This is a genomic window from Pseudomonas sp. 11/12A, from assembly GCF_000800055.1.
GTDB lineage: Bacteria > Pseudomonadota > Gammaproteobacteria > Pseudomonadales > Pseudomonadaceae > Aquipseudomonas > Aquipseudomonas mohnii.
Genome location: NZ_JUGV01000001.1, coordinates 6279945 through 6298353 on the forward strand (window position 1 = coordinate 6279945; position 18409 = coordinate 6298353).

The following is an 18409-nucleotide window of genomic DNA, read 5'->3' on the forward strand; positions in this document are numbered from 1 at the left end:
AAATGTCAGCGCGATCAGGTTCATATCACTACAGTCGGAACTGGTGAGCGGTGGTTGGCCGCCACCCTCTATCCGCTGCTGGTGCGGTTACACAATGAACAAATGCTCGATGTTCGCGTCCCGCTGCAACTGGATTACACCTTGCTGCAACTGGTCGAACTGGCGGACTTGCGCGTATTCAAGTTACAGGGCACCAACCCACAGGCGGACATAGCCGCGCTGATGCGCGACTTCGGTCGGTTGAGCCTGCTGTAGATCGCCGAGCGCCTAGTGAATTTTTGCCAGCACTTCATGCCCAGTGCGCGCTTCGAGGCCAAGCTGGCCAACGAAGATATGTTCAGGAACCCGGGTTTACCGCGCAGTCTTTTCGAGGCCGAGGGGGCGGCAAGGCGGGAGGTGGACCAGTCTGATCTAGACATCGGGGACCTGGTACTTATCAATACCGAGGGGCTGACGATCGAACACATCCTGCCCCAAGAAACTTCGTTCGGCGTGCGCCTGTATGGCTTCCACAGTACGGAGTCGTACCTGGAGCACCTCCACCTGATCGGCAACCTGGCGCCGCTGGAGAAACGCATCAACAGTGCGTGCAGTAACTGTTCTGCGGAGAAGAAGATGAGCGAACCCAAGCTCTACAGGAACTCGCAGTTCAATTTGATCAAGGCATTGGCCGCCGGTGGCGCCAACTGCAGTCCCGCGTTCTCGAAGAACGCCCTGGTGGAGCGGAGCCAGGAGCTGGCCAGTTTCGCGGTGAAGCGCTGGCCGCTGACGCCGACCGACCTGGCCGAAGCGTAAATCGCCTACGACTGACCTGTGCGAGCTGCCGCTCCGATGGTGGGCCTCGGCCCGTCACCGGCGCGGCGCACCGAGCTGGCGGCCTCAGTCGTTCATCAGCCAGGGGCGCAGCTCCTTGAGGTTTTTCACCACGATCTGCTGCGCCTCGGGGCTGGTCGCCAGGTTGCGCGGGTCGATGTGGTAGCGCTGCAGCACGTATTTCACCAAGGCCTTGCGGCTCGGCACCACCAGTTGCCCGTGCTGCATGCCGAAGTCGGCTTCAATGATAGCCTTCTGCGCATCGTTCAGTCGCCCGTCGGGCTCGAAGATGACCGGCACCTCGGCATTCCATTCCTCGTCCAGCTCGCGTGTGTTGGGCGACTCGTCGAGCAGGTCCGGCTGCCCGCGCAGGCGGCTGAGGACGAAGTCGCGGTACTGGCCATTCTTTTCGCAGTAGGCGCGCACATGCCAGCGCATGCCGGTGTAGACCAGCGTATGGGGGGCGATCAGGCGAATTTCCACGTTCGGCGTGTTCAGCGACACGTACTCGGTTTCCAAGCGCAGGCTTTCTCGACAGGCCTTGAGCAAAGGGCGCAGCACTTCCGGGCGAATCGGTCGGTCCGGCACTTCTAGCACCTTGGTGTGCGCATAGGCCAATGCCAGCCCGTCGATGTGCGGGGCCCGCTCATTGTTCTGATAGAGCAGGTGCAGGTAGGCGCTGGCACTGTCGTCGATGAACAGCGGCTTGAACTGCTTGCTTGGCACATACCCCTTGAGTTGCTTGTCATATGTCAAGTTTTTGGGTGCATGTTCAGTGATGTAGGTATTGATGTCCTTCGACGCCTGCTGGCGGCTGATGCCAAAGCTCTGCATCAGGTGGCCCGTGGTCAGCCGGCCTTCCCACCAGGCAACGGTCTCAATCAAACGATAGCGAAGTGCCAGGTCCCAGCGTACCTGCTCGATGGATTGCTTGCGTTTCATACCCTCTCCATGTGCGCGATTACTTTACCTGTATAAGTCTACATTCTAGACGTGTAGTTTTGCATTACATATCTTCCGCTTGTCTTTGGAATACTTCGAAGGCAGCAAAGGATATGAGCATGACTATGCCGGAAGTGGTTGCGACGGGTGCATTGGTAGTGATGGGGATCATCTTGCTGGTGCTGATACAGCAGGGGTTGAAGCTCGGCGAGCTTGGGAAAAACGTCGAACACTGCCAGAGGGATTTGCGCTGGGTGCAGATCTGGGAAATGGAGAACCGCGAGCTGCGGTCGGCGTTGCGGGCAGAGCGTGAGCATGTTGCGCAGTTGCAGCGCAAGTTGGTGATTTTGCAGAACGTGGTTTCTGCAGAAGACCGTTAAGGGAAGATATGAACAGAATCGAACGGTTCAGAGGCTGCCTGCTGGGGGGCGCCGCCGGAGACGCGCTGGGCTCTCCCGTGAACGCTCTGGAGTGGCCTAAGATTGAGATCAAGTTCGGGTCGCAGGGCATCATTGATTTTGCCCCGGCCTATGGCATCACCGGTGCGATAAGTGACGCTACACAGATGATGCTGTTCACCGCAGAAGGCTTGCTGCGGGCTTATGTGCTGGGCAGTTCACGGCAGGTATGTCATGTGCCTAGCATTATCCACCACGCGCTGCTGCGCTGGCTGACGACCCAGGATTACCCCTCGCTGATACAAGTCGCCACAGATGGCTGGCTGATCAGGCAAATGGAGCTCGGGCCGCGTCGTGCCCCCGACACAACCTGCCTGAGTGCACTCAAGGTCAGTAGACGGTTGGGTGCGGTAGCCGAAAACAACAGCAAGGGCTGTGGCGCTTTGGTACGTGTTGCATCCTGTGCATTCTTTGCCAATGCATTTGACTATGCGTCGCAGTCCGGGCGACTGACCCACGGGCACCCGACAGGTTACCTGGCGGCCGGGCTGTTCGCCGACATTCTTCAGCGTGTCGTCGATCGACAAGGCAGCTTGGAACACGCCGTGACACAGAGTTTGGATAAGTATGGGCATGTGCCTGGTATGGAAGAAACGCGCAGCCTCATCGAGCGCGTGATGTTCTTCTTTTACGAGGAATACACACCCAGTCCTCAACGGATTGACGATTTTGCCGGCGGTTGGGGCGCTGAACAGGTGCTGGCGATTGGGCTGTGGTGTGCGTTGACTGCGCGGTCATTTGAAGAGGGAGTGATTGCGGCGGTGAATCACAGTGGTAATAGTAGCAGTGCAGGGCTGGTCGTCGGGCACTTGCTGGGGGCGCAGTATGGTGCTGCGGTTATTCCTGACCGCTGGCTTGAGCGCCTGCAACTGCGGCAAGTGATTGCGCAGGTGGCCGAAGATATTGAGCGCGTTCCGCGGGATTATTGCGGAGTGGGTGGTGAGTTCGATGAGCAGATCGAACTGGCTTATCCCGCGAGTTGAGCGCATTGAAGGCAGTGAGATTGCGCAGGGATCAAGGCGCTTGAAAATGCCTATCAGACCGAGGCCCTTTACTTTTGAATGTGAAGGTTGTGGTAGGACGAAGACCGCGGCGCCGCAGAGTGATGCGTTGGCGCCGGGAAAATGGGTGGATCAGTGCCCCAAGTGTGGAAGCAAGGAGTTGAAGATGCTTGCTGCGGGGTGGTTTGCGCGGGCGGAGGCGGAGTTGCTGGCGCGGCAACGGTTTTAGGGTATGGGCGGACAAGTCGATCAATCAGGAGCATTCAGACATGAAGAATATCTTTGCCGTTCAGCAGGTACACGCGTCAACAGCATTCCATGCAGCGTCAGCAGGCAAAGGGTAAGGGGGGGCAGGCATACTCACCCATTGCGGCTTGACACTGGACTATTCTGCTCCGAGTCTCCAAGAAACTTGCGGGCGGCTCTCGATGGGGTTTGGTACGGCTATGAAACCCTCTGATCAAAAGGCACTGGCGCCGTGCGCTCAGTGCCTTCCTCACCTAGCGGCGTATCCGAAGCCGAAGAAAGTCTTCAGTTTCGGCGCCCTTGCTGTGCGCTTGATCAGAGCCTCGCAAGGCCTTTTGAGCCGCCAGCTTGAGTTTGCGACGAAGGTCTTCGCAATCACCCACTAACTGCTCAAGTTCCGAGGCGTCAAACATCTGTTCTGATATCGGGAAGGCCCGTTCGATACGATCATGCAAGGCAGTGCCGCCAATTTCCAGCGCGTCTAGTTTGAAAGCGTTGAATTCGTTCTTGCGACCTTTCAATTGCGCAATGTCAGCTTTGATCGCACGTTTGTAGGCATCGAAAACGGCATCGAGCTTATTGGAAATCTTCCCGACTACGTCCACCTTGCGGTTGATAGACCGCAGGAACTGTTCGAACGTCAGCCCTGTGGATGGATAGGTTCTCTTGCGTGCAGTGGATGAGTAGGCACACATACCCGCGTACTCGATGTCCGCGAAGGCAAGGTCGTCGGCTACCTGTTCCATGATTTGATCAATGTCATCCTCAGACTTAACATCAGCCTTGTTCAGCACGATGTACAACGAGTCTCCACGGAATGGCGTGGACTCGATGAACTCAATGTCGGACTGGTCGATGGTCCCGGCGGGGTCAAGACCGATGACCCACACGAGCGCAGTTGCCTGATTGACGAGAGAGGCTGCGGTGCTCCTGTCAGCAGCTGAGGCACCACCCGATGTACCTGGGTTGTAGCCCGGTGTATCAATGATGCATAGGTTGCCGAACAGCTCTGGATCCATTGGCACCTTGACGCTGATGAAAGGCAAGATACGGCGAAGATCGAAGCCGAAGGCTTTGACGTATTCGTGGGACATGGATGCATACAGGCTGGGCTCCAGGTCGATGGCTCCGCCGTTGTACGAATAGCCTTTGATCCTGGTTTCTTCAGAGCACACGACATAGCTGGGCACTACGGTCACCGGGTTGATGCCGGTCGCCAGGCGCACGCTCGAGTCGCGGATGAAGCTGTTGACGAATGCAGACTTGCCGCTACTAAAGCCACCAGCAATGCTCAGGATGGTCTTGCCCGCAATGCTTGGGAAGTTGTTCAGCAAGCGCAGCTCGGCGAGAATCGCCTGCATGTCGAGCACGGCCTGGGCCTCGCCTGCCAGCGACGATTCACGGCCAGCGAACTCCATGTAGTCGTGGTTGATCAAGTTGGCGAATCTGTCCAGCTCTTCATTGACGGGAGGCTGCTGCGCCAGAACCCTGCTCACTAGGGAAAACTTCTCAGTTAGCGACAGGTGCTGCTGATTGATGTCTGCGTAGTTGTTTTCGAGGTGCTGTTGGGAAGCCTTCAGTTGCTCGGTGAGGCTCTCCAGTAAATCGACATTCTGCTCTTGGGCCAGCAGCTGGGCTTTGTGCTCCTCCAGATAAGTCTCAAGTTCACTGATCTGCGCAAGGGCCTGCGTCTTACGCTCCTCCAGCTCTGCAGCATTGGACTGTTCAGCATGCAACTGGGTCGACAATGACTCATTGTGGTCCGTAAGCTCACTGATTTGTGAGGCCTGCCCGGCACATTGTTCAGTCAGCGACAGATTGGCGTCATATACTTCTTCGAGCTGCTTCTGGACCTCGGCCATCGTGCGCTCCAGGTCCGCAAAGTCTGCCTCTTTGGCAGTCAATTCTTGCTTGATCTCTGTCAGCCGCTTTTCAAGATTGGCAATCTCAGCGAGAGCCTGGGCTGCTCGCTTTGCCATATCTTCAGCCTCGGCCGTCTTCGCCTGCAGTGCATCAGTGAGTGCCTGTTTGCGTGTCTGCAGAGCGCTGATCTGTTCTGCCTGTTCCGCGCATTGGACGGTCAACGATTGTTTGAGACGTTCGAGCTCTTCGAGCTGCTGGCGAACATCGGCCAGCGCCTGCTCAAGGTCGATGATGCGCTGCTCTTTGTCGGCCAGCAGTTGTTTGTGCTCTGTCAGGTCTTGTTCAAGGCCACCGATTCTCGCCAGTGCTTGTGCCTGACGCTCTTCGAGCTCCTTGGTGTAGACCTTGGCTTGCGCCAGCGCGAGCATTGCCTTCTGTAGCTTGGCGGTTTCCTGCTCGAGGGCCCTGGTGGTAGAGGCGAGCTTGCCTGTCTCGACCTGTAGTTCTTCAGTGAGAGAGTCATTGCGCAGGTTCAGGGAGTGAATGCTGTCGCTCTGGCTTGCAGATAGCGTGGACAGCTCCTGATTGGTGCCGAACAACGTGTCTAGCTGGCGTTGGGCATCTTCAAGGTGGTCTTGGAGCTCCAATGCCAGTTTTTTGCGTTTGAATTGCCAGAATCGAGCGAGCGACTCCAAGGCCGGCCGCGCCCGTTCATTGATGCGTGGCGGGTTGCTCACAGGGTTACCTCTTCAGCCTTGCGTGCCATGCGTTCAAGCCGATCGATCGTCTGGGCTGCGTTGTCAACCTGCGCTTTGAGGACATTGATCCGGCGCTGCACTTCATCAACGAAAGAGTCAGAGATGGTGCCAGGCGTATTACGCTCTACATGCTTGAGGAATGAGCTGATCTTTGTTTTGACCTTGCTGCCGAGTGAGCCAACAAAATCATCTGCGGCGTCTTTAAACTGTTCAGCTTCGTAGCCCTTGAGGGTGCCTTTGCTTTTCAGGTTGTCAGGCAGGGGAATGTCCAGGTCGAAGTCATCTTTCGGAATGGCTTGGATTATGGACAGGATGGCGAGCTTGATCATTTGTGGATTGGCATCGTGCTCCAGCACTTCACGGATTTTCGGCGTCAGGGCTCGGGCTAGATCTTCATTCAGGCCGCGATGGGAATGCTTCACTGTGGAACTCAATTCGTCCTGAACATCGGTCATATAGTCTTTGAGCGTGGATACAACCTGGCTGCTGATGATTTTTGCGCGGACCACGGTTTTTTCTGTTGTACCGCCAACCCCCAGCTTTCGAGCCAGCCAGCCTAAGGCGCCGTCATTATCGACGGTATAGGTATCAGTGAAGGAGCCTTCTGCAGCATCTATAGTCGACTTCGTCTCGCGGAGCAGCTGGGAAGCCTTCTGACGCATGCGTTCACGCAGGTTCTGGCGATAGTCGTCCATTGTGAATTTGAAACTGCTATCCAGCTCCAAGGCGAGATCCAGTCGTTTTGACTCCAATGATGCAAGTTGCTCGTTAAGTTCGCCGACGTTAGCGCTTTTGATCTGCAAAACTTGGTTGTTTGCAAGGTTGATGATGTATCTCTTGAGTTCTTCCAGAGTCTTCTGCTTGCTCGCCAGACGGTTGCTGATTATGTCACTGGTGATCTTGGCTTTCTCTGCACGGACCTCCGCAAGTACAGCCTTGACCGCATGGATGTTGGCCAAGCTTTCCAGGCTGCTCAGGGTTAGCTCCCGATTGTCGCGGGAGAAGTAGTCTGGGTAATCAATAGTCAGGTTTTCCCACGTCACCTGCTCATTCGAGTCCCAGCTATCTGGTGCGTCGAGGCGACGATTGAGGCTGTGGCACAAGCCCGAACTGTGCAGGAGGTTGAGGTGCACCGAACTGATCAGTTTGTCGAACACTGAACCCACTTCGGGACTGCTCTGCTTCAAGTCCGACAGAGTACTTTGTGCCCGCGCCGAAAGCTGGCTGCGAATGGCTTCCACGGCATCGCTCAGGCGAGCCCGCTTTTCACTACCATATAACTGTGTATCAATCTGGCTGGCCAGTAGCACCAGCTTCTGAATGCCTTCCTTCTGGGTAATGCGGCCCATCACCTCCAAGTCTTGCTCATTGAGAAACTGGCCGGCTGGGCTGACGATGAATACGACGTCGCATGTCTTCAGCAGTTCGACAGTCCGCTCTTCGCGCGATTGTACCGGGTCGTTCATGCCGGGCGTGTCGATGATGCAGATATCGCGCAGCTCTTCCAGCGGCATGAAGACGTGCACCGTCTTGGTGAACGGCATGTAAGTGCCATTGGCACCCACGTAATTGTGCAACCGTTCCGCCAACTCCTTTGGGTTACTGGCGCTGATTTCGCTATGCGACTGCAGCGTTTTGGAATCGATGCCGGAGTCCGTCATGCGCTTGAACTGGTCGTTTGCTGCAAACAAGCCTTCTTCTCGCTGCAACTCAGTTAGCGCCTTTTTCTCCGCCATCTGCGTCAGTTGTTGCATATCGATAGGCGTGCCCGACGCTTGGGCGCTGCGTCGTTTCACCAGTTCTTCGAGGCATGCAACCTTGCGCGTCGCGAGCCGCTGCTCGTACTGTTCGGACTTGAGCTTGATTGCTCTTATGTCAGCCTCACTGTAGAACTCGACATTGGCCCGGAACACTTCGCCCCAGGTGATCGTGGTCAGTGCCGCGGTCATGGGTGTTGCTGCCTTTGGCAGAATCGGCTCACCGTCGAAGATCAATGCATTAAGCAGGGACGATTTGCCTGCCTTCACGCGGCCGACGATACCAATGTTCATCAGCCGATTTTGGTTCTGCAATGTTTGGAAGGTCTGGGCAAGCTGCTGCGGTTCGTCGATTGCGTTCATGCGTTTGAACTGCTCGATTTCCCGCCCAAACAGGTCCTGATTGCTCCCTGCTAGCGCATGAAGGCTTTCGCTGAACTCAACGAGTTTCTGGTAGTTCATGAGATCGTCCGTCTTACTTGTACAGGTGTTCGTTTGCAGCAGCTTTCACGGCGCTGGCCAGGTCTTCCAAGGTGGCCGTCTTCTGACCGATCTCGGCTTCGCGCTGCAAGTTTTCTTGAGCAATGGTGTCTACGACGTGCTTCTGTTTGGTGATCTGCTCTTCGAAACCGTCGCCGATCTTCTTCAGCATGGCGTTGAGTTGCTCATCGATGATCGACGGGATCTTCCCGCGCAGCTCCGCCTTGATGTTCGGGAACACTTCACCGGTGAGCTTCTGGCGGAATTTCTCGCGCTCGTTGCCACCGCCGTTGAGCATCCTGAGGATTTCCGGCAGGAAGATGATCGCCAGTTCGACCAATGGGTTGACCACGGATGTGGTCACGGCAAGCACGGTGGAAAGGCTGCGATAGAGTGCGACGCCTCCGGCTTTGTCGTTTTCGGCACGGGTGCTCAGGCGCGTGGACCAATCACTTAGCAGTTCGGTGGTGCGCTCTAGTGAAAGCTTGACCTTGCCGGTCAGCTCTTCGCTCCAGTTGCCACTGATGTCCAATACGGCCATCTGACCATTGGTAGCGCTCAGGTTGCTGGCAATGCGGTCCACCATGTTGCTGGAAATATCCTGCACTTCAGATTTGATCGTGCTGGCCAGGGTGCTACGGATGATGTCGGAGATGGCGTTCGACAAGGCACCTGGGTTCTTGCTGCAACCCAGAGTGACGAGCTCTTCCAAGGCGTTATTGAGGGCGTTATCGAGGCTGCGCAGGCTGCGGTCGAGCATCTTCCCGGAGTAGCGATCCTTGAGATCCGACTCCACATCCTTGCGCTGCTCCAGCAGCTTTTGCAGGGCTTGTTCCAGCGCACGGGCTGCTTGCTCGCTTTCAGCCTTGTCTTTCTTCAACAGGCTGAGCGCCAGGTTGATCTGTGCCAGAACCTCGAAGTTCTGGTCTTTTAGAATATCGAGGAACAGACGGGAAAACAGAGCGTCAGGCTGCAAGGCACTCAGTGCATTTTGCAGCGTTTCGCCGCCGCGGTTGCCGATGGTGAGGCTACGGTGATGATCACCGAAATACACCCCCAGTTGATCATCGACATATGCCTGGACTTCCTCCACCTGATCGGCAGCGCGCAGGTTGCACTTGCTCAGCAGGAAGGTGAATTCGGTGTTGTAGGTTTTCAGTTCGTCGAGCTTGCGCAGCATGGACTGGGTGATATTGCCGTCTTCGATGCTGGTCAGTACGACGAAGTGCACACCCCGTGGCAGGTAGTACGCGATTGCCTTGTTGTGGTTTTCCAGCGAAGAGCCGAACCCGGGCATGTCGACCAGCACCAGCGGTGCTATGGCTTTCAAGGCGTCGCTGTCCAGGTAAAGGCGCAAGTGAGAGAACTCGCTGGAGCGACGGTTGATCGAGCTCAGTGCTTCGACAGGCAGTCGTTCCTGCGCGCCGTCGGGCTTGATGGCCAGCAAGTAAGGTTCGCTGGAGTAGCGCAGCTCGGTTGCCAGCTCGGTTTCCGGCGCAATACCAACTGGCAGTACCTCTTTACCCATCAGCGCATTCAGCAGCGAGCTCTTGCCCGCACTGAAGGCGCCGATTACCGGCACCACCAACTCGGTCTCCATCACTTTAGGCAGTAAGGTCTGGTCGAAGGTGAACGTCTGGCCTTCGAGCAGCCCCTGCATTTTCTTCAAGTAAGTGGCGAAGGCTTTCTGGCTTTCGAGCATGGTGATAATCCTTTAAGTGCTGGGCTTGTTCGGGAGAGTAGGGCTAGCGCTTAGCGCTTAATGCTTGCGGAAGTTTAGGTGTCGGGCGGCTTTTGCCAGCAGGCTGGCAAGGGCGCCGGCCCGAGAAACTTGCAGGTTGGGATTGCCACATTTAGGGCAGCTGTGATGCCAGTCTCCTGGGCCCAACGCGTCACTAACCGGAGCCACTGTCCTGCTCCAGTTGCATTGATCGCAGTGGAAGGTCATGGGGCAAGGAGGGATAGGCATTCACACATCCTGTATGAGTCAGAGTGGGCGCATGATGGCACTCTGATTGCTCTTCGTAAACTGTCAATAAATCGCACTGTTTTGAGTTGGAATATGAGCTGGAAGCGGCTTTTTTGACGGGTTTTTTGAGACTATGTGTGCGGATGATTTACCTGTTTATTTAGCCAGCTTCCATATCGGTTTGATCTACAGGTGCTGGCCAGCGTCTTTGCTGGCCATGCCATCGCAGCGTGTTAGAGCAGCCCTTCGTTGTTCAGTTTCAAGCGCGCATAGAACAGAACCGCGACCGCTGGAATCAACGCCGAATAGCCTGGTTTTACTGCACTTTTCAGATTGGTGACCGCAGCCTTGATGCGCGTCGTGGCGAACAACCCCGTTAGCGACGGAAGCACCGATGTCGAGGCCACCGCGAGTCCTTTACTTTCGCTAGTTACTGCCGATTCGTTGCTCCGATATGCAGGGGCCGGTGCTTCGGGAGTCGAGAAGTAGGAAGTGATCGTCAGGCTGGCAGCCAAGCTATCGACTTGTTCGAAGTAGCTCTTATCTGTCATGGTAGACATCTGCTTGGCAATGTCCTTTCGGCTAGCGAGGGCATGCGCCTCACCAAATGAAGAACGGAAAAAACTACTGATCAGCAAGGCTTCCATTTCGATAACCTGCGCGCAGTCGTGCAGTTCGTCCACCAAGTCGTAGTGCTCCGCCAGCATCAGGAGTACCTGTACGTACTTCAAGCCGCGCCCACGTGCCAAATTGACCAGACAGTGTCCGCCCAGAAGCTGGAATTCCTTGGTTAGCAGATAGAGTGGATTGTCGGTTTCCAACGTCGTCCAGCTGCTGCTACGCAAGAGTTTGGCGACTTGGCTGCGGATACGATCGCTGGTTAGTTCGAGCAGGTCGTAGAGGAAGTGGTCGGTTACAACGGGGTCGGGGTTCTTGATGACGGGCTGCGGTTGTAGGCCAGCGGGTAGGCCACTTTGATAACCATGGAAGCCTGATTGCCTCAATACCTGTTCAAGTCGCGGCCAATAGTCAGTGTGGCCGAAAGACTCCATGCGCACGTTTTTGCAGTTGGCGATAGGCCGGCGGCCAGCGCTGCTTTCGCCGACATTCAATCGCAGAATATCATCATCGCCGGAGTAAGCGTTGAGCAATTTGCAGTTGGTGCGTTTGCGGATTGCACGAGCCTGATCGCCTGACAGTTCGGTTGCGGCGCCCATCAAGAGTACGTCGCCGATATCGAGGTCATGATTGGCAGGCTTGTCCACCATGTCGAGCAACGCGCTGACCACCACCCGCCCGCCGAGCGAGTGCCCGACCAGGTTGACCTTCGATACATAAGGATGAAACTCGAGAAGATAGCTTTCGAGTTGCGAGAGCAGTGTCTTGCCCATGGCAGTCGCGCGGTTGCGGCTGCTATTGAAGTGCACGGCTCTATCGATCACCGCAGCCGCCGCGCCCCCCAGGACGCTGACCCTGGCGATCGCCGATACCCCGCTGCTGGACATGCTATCGAACTGGCTCCAGTGGCCAGAAGGCCAGAATGCGAAGATATTGATGCAATTGTGTAACGCTGATGGGATGTGTTTGCGCAGCGCGCACCGGTCTTCCATATCGTGGCCGGCGGAGTAGCCATGGATGAAGACGTTTGCGACCTCACCCGAACGGTGGGGGAGGCTCAGGAATTTGAACGTATGGCTCACGTGACTGGGTATCCGGGACAGTAAGGGGTCGGACGCTGGCTTATTGTTCGCTGCTTGCGAAAGAGCGGGCAGTTTGGCAACCAGAAGGTTTGAGCGCGCCGTCGCGAGGTACGATATGCATGACGCCCTTGGTATCGAAATGGTGTTGGTAATTGGCGCGGAAAAACCGCACCAGCTCCACTTCGTACATCTGGCGTTCCAGGTACTCGATAACTTCTGCGTTGGCTTGCGGCTTTGCTGGCGCCAGATCTTTTTTGGCCCAACCCAGCGCAGTGCGGCCATCTTGATCGGTTTCGGTAACGTCCGCCCCGGCATTGACCAGCGCCTTCACCAGCGTGATATGGCCACGCCTGCTAGTCACAAATGCGCCGCGCGCTGCGTACATCAGCGCGGATCGGCCTTCGCTATCCCTGATATGCAGGGTGGAGCGCAGTCGGGAAATGATCTCGGCATGGGAGTGTTTGCCGCGGACATCGGCCAGATGGATGAGGGGCGTCTGATGCCGTTTGCTCAGCACATCGGGCGATACATAGCCGAGCAATGCCTCGACGGTGTCCAGGTCACCAGCGGCGGCTGCAAGGTGTAAAGGGGTATGGCCTTTGGCGTAGGCGGAGTGGTCTGACAGGATGTGGCGATTCGCGAGCAAGTACTCGTCCAGGTCTTCCTTGTCGCCAGACTCACATGCTGCTTTGAAAGCTCGGGTGTTGATCTCTTCGGCGGAATAGGACTTGGTTGCCTGGGCGAAATAAGAGCTTTCCGCGGAAGGTACGAGGACATCAGGGCGAGCGTGGCTTTGATCGCGGGCTTGCCAATTGTTCAAATCGTTTGAGTCCCAAGCCCTGCCGTCCTGCCAGTGGCTCAGAGGGGCCCACCCGTCGTTTGCGTCGACGAGCGCGCGCGTGGAGAAACGGAGGGCTTTATCGATCCATTGGCTCAGGTGATCGGCCAATTCATTAAGGAAGTTGGGGGGCAGCTTACTGCTGCAAGCGAAGTGGAACTCGAAATCGCTTTCAGGGCTTTGGTTCCACGGCGCCTTCATCCACAGCGTGGCAGGCAGTTGCTGTGCGTGCTCGTGGGCCCACTGCTCGGCGAAGGTATTGATCCAGCGGAAGAGGTTAGCGTGGAGATTTTCCGGGATGAGATGTACATCAATAGCCAGATAGGCGACCGGCGCTTTTGGGGTGCGCACGATAGGGCTGTAGGGGTGATTCATTGAACTGCTCCCTGTCCGAGTGCTGGTGCCAAGTAGGTGCTCGAGGAGGTCTACGATGCTGTTGAGGCAGATGGGTAGAGCTCGATTTTCCGTTTAGGCATACGTTAGCTGAACGGCTATCGGCGGTGGAGCGGGAACCTTTAGCGGGGTTGGCAAAATGGGGTGAGGTGTTGGTGACGAGGGAGTAAAGGTTGGCAATGCAGGCGCATGTTTGGGCTGGATGCGAGCGGTCAGGCGATCTGGCAAACTGCTAGCATTTGTCGCGAGATTTAGCCGGAGGAACAGGGATAGTGTCGAGTGAGCAGCGTGCCTTGATTTGCTGGGTGGGCGGCAACGATCTGAAAGCAGTAAGCGGTGGCGAGATTGGACCGATCATGTCGACGTTAACGGCAGAAAAGTTTGATCGAGTTGATCTGCTTTGTTCGTATCCACCGGATCGTGTCGAGCCGTATCTTGCGTGGCTCCGCAAGCGTGTTGATCTTCCCGTCCAGGCATACCACGAGACTTTGAGCTCTCCAGTTCATTTTGGAGACATCTATCAGTCCGCGAGCAAGCATTTGCAGCGTTTGTTTGCTGCTCGCATGGATCTGTCAATTTTGCTCAGCCCAGGCACACCTGCCATGCAGGCAGTGTGGATACTGCTGGGCAAAACCAGCTTTCCCGCCACCTTTTACCAATCCTCGCTTGAGCAAGGTGTGCAGCAGGTAGATGTGCCGTTTGAAATCGCGGCCGAGTACTTGCCTGCCGCCAGCGGCATGACGAGTAATAAGCTGCTGCGACTGGCAGACCACGATGCCCCAGACAACGCGGCGTTCGATAGCATTGTCACGCAAAGTGCGCGAATGACGATGCTCAAAGCGCAAGCGAATGTGCTTGCGCAAAAGCAGGTCCCAGTCCTGATCTACGGTGAAACCGGAACGGGTAAGGAGTTGTTTGCCAGAGCCATTCACAATGCCGGCCCCCGTTCCGCTGCCCCTTTCATCGCCGTTAACTGCGGAGCAATAGTCCCGGAACTCATCGACGCTACCTTGTTTGGTCATCGCAAAGGGGCGTTCACTGGCGCGGTTGAGAGCCGAGACGGCGTGTTCCAGCAGGCACACGGTGGCACATTGTTCTTGGACGAGTTCGGTGAGCTGAAACCAGATGTGCAAGTTCGGCTGTTACGGGTGCTGCAGAGCGGGACCTTTGTTCCGGTTGGCGCAAGCCAGGAGCAGAAGGTGGATGTGCGATTGATCACGGCGACTCATCGAAACCTCATGCAGGAAGTGGCGCATGGGCGATTCCGTGAGGATCTGTTCTACCGGATAGCCGTTGGGGTTATTCACTTGCCGCCGCTGAGAGAGAGGGAAGGAGATCTGTTCCTGTTGGCCGACACGCTGCTTGCCAGCTTGGCCGAGCAAGACTTCTCGATGGCAGGTAAGAAAATTTCCGCTGAAGCAAAGAAACTTATCTTGAGCCACCCTTGGCGTGGCAACGTTCGCGAGCTTCAATCTGTGCTGCTTCGTGCCGCCTTGTGGAGTCAGGGCGATGTCATTGATGGGGCGGATATCGACCAGGCGCTGTTCCAGTTCCCTCAGGATCATGTGGACATTTGTTCCCGGGATGTTTCTCAAGGTATTGATTTGCAAGGGATAATTTCAGAGATTGCCAATGGCTACCTGCGCAAGGCGCTGGCGCTGACGGGCCGTAACAAGACGCGAGCCGCCAGTTTGCTGGGCTTGAAAAGCCAGCAGACACTCAGTAATTGGATGGAAAAGTACGACGTCGAATAAACATTGGCATGGTCTTCGCTATAAGACCGACATGGATAAGATCGCTTATATGAAATCAGTCAATTTCGAATTCCTCCGGCCTGGCAACGAGTTGCTGGCAAATCTCGCTGGCTTGGCGGAGGCCGTACTTCACGTCGACCCGGGCAGTGCGCTCACGCGACTTCGTAGCTTTGCCGAAGAGATGACCAAGGCTATCTATAAGCATGAAACACTGCCCCGTGTGCCGCAGGCCACCTTTTACGAGCTGGTTAAGGATCCGGTCTTTGTCGACTGTGTAAGCAAGCCGCTGGTTTACCAGCTCAATTTCCTGCGTATTCAGGGGAACGACACCGCGCATGGAGGCGAAGGCGACCTGCGTAATGCGCAACAGGCCCTGAAGACGGCTTACCAACTGGCCATGTATATGGCCATGAAATATCAGGGCACCGCTCAGGCAGACATTCCTGAGTTTGCTGAGGTGCAGGACCCGACGGCGACTTTGGCCACGTTGCAAAAGACCGTTGCCACCTATCAAAAAGAGCTGAATCAGCAGCAGGAAGAGCTCCAGCGCGTGATGGACAAGCTAGAGCAAGAGCGGACCCGTAACATCGACAAGCTGGAGCGCCCAGCAGATGCCGAGCTGCACGTGCGTCAGCAGCAGAGCCAGCAGGTTGCCGACAGCCTGCAATGGGACGAGGCGAAGACGCGGGCTTTGCTCATTGACGCCATGTTGCTTCAGGCTGGCTGGGACATCGGTAACCCTGAACAGGTCGGCCGCGAAGTGGAGGTCGACTTCCCAGGTAATACCTCCGGGAAGGGACGTGCCGATTACGTGCTTTGGGGGGACGACGGTCAGCCGTTGGCGGTAATCGAAGCCAAGCGGTCTGGTAACGTCAGCCTGCAGGCAGGGCGTGAGCAGGCACGCATGTATGCCGATGGATTCGTGAACATGGGAATGCAGCGCCCGGTAATCTTCTACAGTAACGGCTACGAAACTTTCGTCTGGGACGACAAGCAGTACAACACCTATCGCCCGGTGTATGGTCTCTACAGCAAGAGCAGCCTCGAGTACTTGGCCTACCAGCACCAGTACCGTATTGCCGAACTTGAACAGCACAACCCTGATTTGAAAATTGCCGATCGCCCCTACCAGATTGAGGCAATCAAGACCGTTGCTGCGCATTTTCAGAAGCAACGTCGCAAGGCTTTGATCATTCAAGCCACCGGTACAGGCAAGACTCGTGTTGCCATTGCCCTGGCCGAACTGCTGCTACGCACCAGCTGGGCTAAGCGTGTGCTGTTTCTCTGTGACCGCAAGGAGCTGCGGGTTCAGGCTGACGATGCCTTCAAGCAAAATCTGCCCAGCGAGCCGCGCTGCGTCATCGGCGAAACCAACAAAGTGGATCAGACCGCGCGCATCTACATCGCTACCTACCCGGGGATGATGAATCGCTTTGCCCAGCTCGATGTAGGTTTTTTCGACCTGATCATCGCCGACGAGAGTCACCGCAGTATTTACAACAAGTACCGCGATCTATTCGACTACTTTGATGCTCTCCAAGTTGGTCTCACCGCTACGCCGGTGAAGTTCATCAGCCGTAACACCTTCGACATCTTCGACTGCGAAACCACCGACCCCACCTTCGAGTTCGGGCTGGACGCAGCCATCAACAACGATCCACCTTATCTGGTACCGTTTCGCGTCAAGGATTTAACCACCGATTTTCTGCGTGATGGCATCCATTACAGGGATCTGAGTGAAGAGCAGAAGCGCCAACTAGAAGAAGATCTTGGCGAAGAGGAAGCCAAGCGCACTACCGTTGCCGGTAGGGATATTGGGCGCAAGATTTTCAGTGAAGATACAGATCGAATCATCCTGGAAAACCTGATCAACAACGGCATCAAGGATGAAACTGGCTCACTGGTCGGCAAGACCATCGTCTTCGCCCAGCGCCAGGACCACGCCGAGCACCTGGAGAAGCTCTTCTGTAATCTCTATCCGCAATATGGCACTAAGGTCTGCAAGGTCATCCACAACGGCATTTCGCATGTCGACACACTGATCAAGGAATTCAAGAAACCGGACAACGACTTCCGAATTGCCATTTCGGTAGACATGCTGGACACAGGAATCGACGTGCCAGAAGTGGTCAATCTCGTTTTTGCCAAGCCGGTAAAGTCTTGGGTGAAATTTTGGCAGATGATTGGCCGAGGCACACGACTGCGACCCAACCTGTTCGGCCGTGGCAAGGACAAGGAAGAGTTCCTGATCTTCGATCACTACGGAAACTTCGACTTCTTCGAGCAGGAGTACCAGGAGCCGGAAGATACAGGCGGAAAGTCCCTTCTGCAGACCACCTTCGAGGCTCGCCTTGAATTGGCCCAGGTTGCGCTCAGGCTCAATCATGCTGCGGCTTTCGATACCGCTATTGAGTTGCTGCGTGCGGATATCAACGATTTGCCAGAGACCAGTGTGGCGGTAAGGCGTGAGTTGCGAAACGTTCACCAATTGCAGCAGACCGATCTTCTGAAGCGTTTCGACGCTAAGACCCAGCACCTGCTTAGTGACACCATTGCGCCGCTGATGGCCGCTCGGGTGTTGAGTGACAAGCATGCCACTGCGCTGGACAAGCTTGTTGCCGGTATTCAGCGTTGCCTGGTGGAGCAGGCCAGTTGCTTCGAGGACGGAAAAATTGTGCTGCTGGCTGAGCTGGATAAGCTGGCTGTGAACATCCAAGCCGTGCGCCAGAAGGATGCGACTCTCGCGGAGGTGCGCAGTGCTGATTTTTGGCAACAGCCGAGTATCGACAAGCTCGAGCACGCCCGTAAGGAGCTGCGCGGCATTATGAAATATCGGCAGACGGGAAGCTCTGCAAGCTACGGAACCGCGATTACCAAGGCTAAGGACGACAACGTACTGGCTGAAGAGCGTCGGGTTTACATCACTGGTGCCAATGAGGCCATGCTTTATCGTCGCCGACTCAAGGGCATTCTTGACGGCATGCTCGCAGCTAACCCTATTTTGCAGAAAATTCATAAAGGTGAGCCGATTGCCGAGGCGGACCTGAAGACCCTGACCTCGACCATTCTGACCAGTCATCCGGGTGTAAGTCTGGATTTATTGAATGAGTTCTATGGCCGTACTGCAGCACAGCTGCACGTGACTGTGCGTGAGATCATCGGTCTGGATTCTCAGGCTATTGAAGAGCACTTCAAGAGCTTCCTGCACGCCCATCCAACCCTTACAGCTCAGCAGGTGCGATTCATGAACCTGTTGAAGAACTACATCGCCCAACACGGCAGCATCGTGATCGAAACACTCTACGACGCACCGTTCAACCGCATTTGGCATGACGGAATCGACGGTGTGTTCAAGCCGACAGATGTTGATCAATTGGTTGCGGTGCTTGAACCATTTCTTCGCGAGACAATTTCTCCGCCTGGTCCTCAGGAGTGAC

General features: G+C 55.9%; 12 protein-coding genes. 6 read left to right on the plus strand and 6 right to left on the minus strand.

Annotation, left to right across the window (positions count from 1 at the left end):
- The first annotated feature begins 54 nt into the window (after positions 1–54).
- A complete protein-coding gene (locus GQ39_RS31025; protein ID WP_052193658.1) occupies positions 55–255 on the plus strand; it encodes a hypothetical protein in 201 nt (66 codons plus the stop codon).
- Between the two features lie 15 nt (positions 256–270).
- Complete coding sequence (locus GQ39_RS28635) at positions 271–795, plus strand: HNH endonuclease family protein (protein ID WP_152614027.1); 525 nt, start codon at positions 271–273, stop codon at positions 793–795.
- 84 nt (positions 796–879) lie between these two features.
- Here the strand turns inward: GQ39_RS28635 and GQ39_RS28640 are convergent, their stop codons facing one another.
- Positions 880–1755: a WYL domain-containing protein gene (locus tag GQ39_RS28640; RefSeq protein ID WP_047537265.1), complete on the minus strand. Its 876-nt coding sequence runs from the start codon at positions 1753–1755 to the stop codon at positions 880–882.
- 119 nt (positions 1756–1874) lie between these two features.
- Here GQ39_RS28640 and GQ39_RS28645 point away from each other — a divergent pair, with 119 nt between their 5' ends.
- Both GQ39_RS28645 and GQ39_RS28650 read left to right on the plus strand, forming a co-directional pair.
- The gene (locus tag GQ39_RS28645) at positions 1875–2135 is read left to right on the plus strand and encodes a hypothetical protein (protein ID WP_047537268.1); all 261 of its coding nucleotides are present in this window, start codon (positions 1875–1877) and stop codon (positions 2133–2135) included.
- An 8-nt stretch (positions 2136–2143) separates the two neighbouring features.
- Complete coding sequence (locus GQ39_RS28650; RefSeq protein ID WP_047537271.1) at positions 2144–3196, plus strand: ADP-ribosylglycohydrolase family protein; 1053 nt, start codon at positions 2144–2146, stop codon at positions 3194–3196.
- A gap of 518 nt (positions 3197–3714) precedes the next feature.
- Here the strand turns inward: GQ39_RS28650 and GQ39_RS28660 are convergent.
- From GQ39_RS28660 to GQ39_RS28680, 5 genes are all read right to left on the minus strand, one after another.
- Positions 3715–6060, minus strand: coding sequence for a dynamin family protein (locus GQ39_RS28660; RefSeq protein WP_047537277.1), 2346 nt, complete (start codon positions 6058–6060; stop codon positions 3715–3717).
- Positions 6057–8300, minus strand: a complete 2244-nt coding sequence (locus tag GQ39_RS28665; RefSeq protein ID WP_047537279.1) for a dynamin family protein — start codon at positions 8298–8300, stop codon at positions 6057–6059. The genes GQ39_RS28660 and GQ39_RS28665 overlap by 4 nt, the downstream gene beginning before the upstream one ends.
- 13 nt (positions 8301–8313) lie before the next feature.
- Complete coding sequence (locus tag GQ39_RS28670; protein WP_047537282.1) at positions 8314–10020, minus strand: dynamin family protein; 1707 nt, start codon at positions 10018–10020, stop codon at positions 8314–8316.
- A gap of 500 nt (positions 10021–10520) precedes the next feature.
- Complete coding sequence (locus GQ39_RS28675) at positions 10521–11987, minus strand: DUF726 domain-containing protein (RefSeq protein WP_047537285.1); 1467 nt, start codon at positions 11985–11987, stop codon at positions 10521–10523.
- 40 nt (positions 11988–12027) lie between these two features.
- On the minus strand, positions 12028–13200 hold the full coding sequence (locus GQ39_RS28680; RefSeq protein WP_047537290.1) for an ankyrin repeat domain-containing protein: 1173 nt from the start codon (positions 13198–13200) through the stop codon (positions 12028–12030).
- A gap of 290 nt (positions 13201–13490) precedes the next feature.
- Here GQ39_RS28680 and GQ39_RS28685 point away from each other — a divergent pair, with 290 nt between their 5' ends.
- Together GQ39_RS28685 and GQ39_RS28690 are read left to right on the plus strand one after the other, a co-directional pair.
- The gene (locus GQ39_RS28685) at positions 13491–14972 is read left to right on the plus strand and encodes a sigma-54 interaction domain-containing protein (protein ID WP_047537293.1); all 1482 of its coding nucleotides are present in this window, start codon (positions 13491–13493) and stop codon (positions 14970–14972) included.
- Between the two features lie 49 nt (positions 14973–15021).
- Positions 15022–18408, plus strand: a complete 3387-nt coding sequence (locus GQ39_RS28690) for a type I restriction endonuclease subunit R (RefSeq protein ID WP_047537297.1) — start codon at positions 15022–15024, stop codon at positions 18406–18408.
- Position 18409: the final 1 nt, after the last annotated feature.

Bases quoted from the DNA above. Each gene is read 5' to 3' on its own strand.
- GQ39_RS28670 (WP_047537282.1), bottom strand. From the start codon at position 10,020: ATGCTCGAAAGCCAGAAAGCCTTCGCCACTTACTTGAAGAAAATGCAG.
- GQ39_RS28665 (WP_047537279.1), bottom strand. From the start codon at position 8,300: ATGAACTACCAGAAACTCGTTGAGTTCAGCGAAAGCCTTCATGCGCTA.
- GQ39_RS28645 (WP_047537268.1), top strand. From the start codon at position 1,875: ATGACTATGCCGGAAGTGGTTGCGACGGGTGCATTGGTAGTGATGGGG.
- GQ39_RS28690 (WP_047537297.1), top strand. From the start codon at position 15,022: ATGAAATCAGTCAATTTCGAATTCCTCCGGCCTGGCAACGAGTTGCTG.
- GQ39_RS28650 (WP_047537271.1), top strand. From the start codon at position 2,144: ATGAACAGAATCGAACGGTTCAGAGGCTGCCTGCTGGGGGGCGCCGCC.
- GQ39_RS28640 (WP_047537265.1), bottom strand. From the start codon at position 1,755: ATGAAACGCAAGCAATCCATCGAGCAGGTACGCTGGGACCTGGCACTT.
- GQ39_RS28680 (WP_047537290.1), bottom strand. From the start codon at position 13,200: ATGAATCACCCCTACAGCCCTATCGTGCGCACCCCAAAAGCGCCGGTC.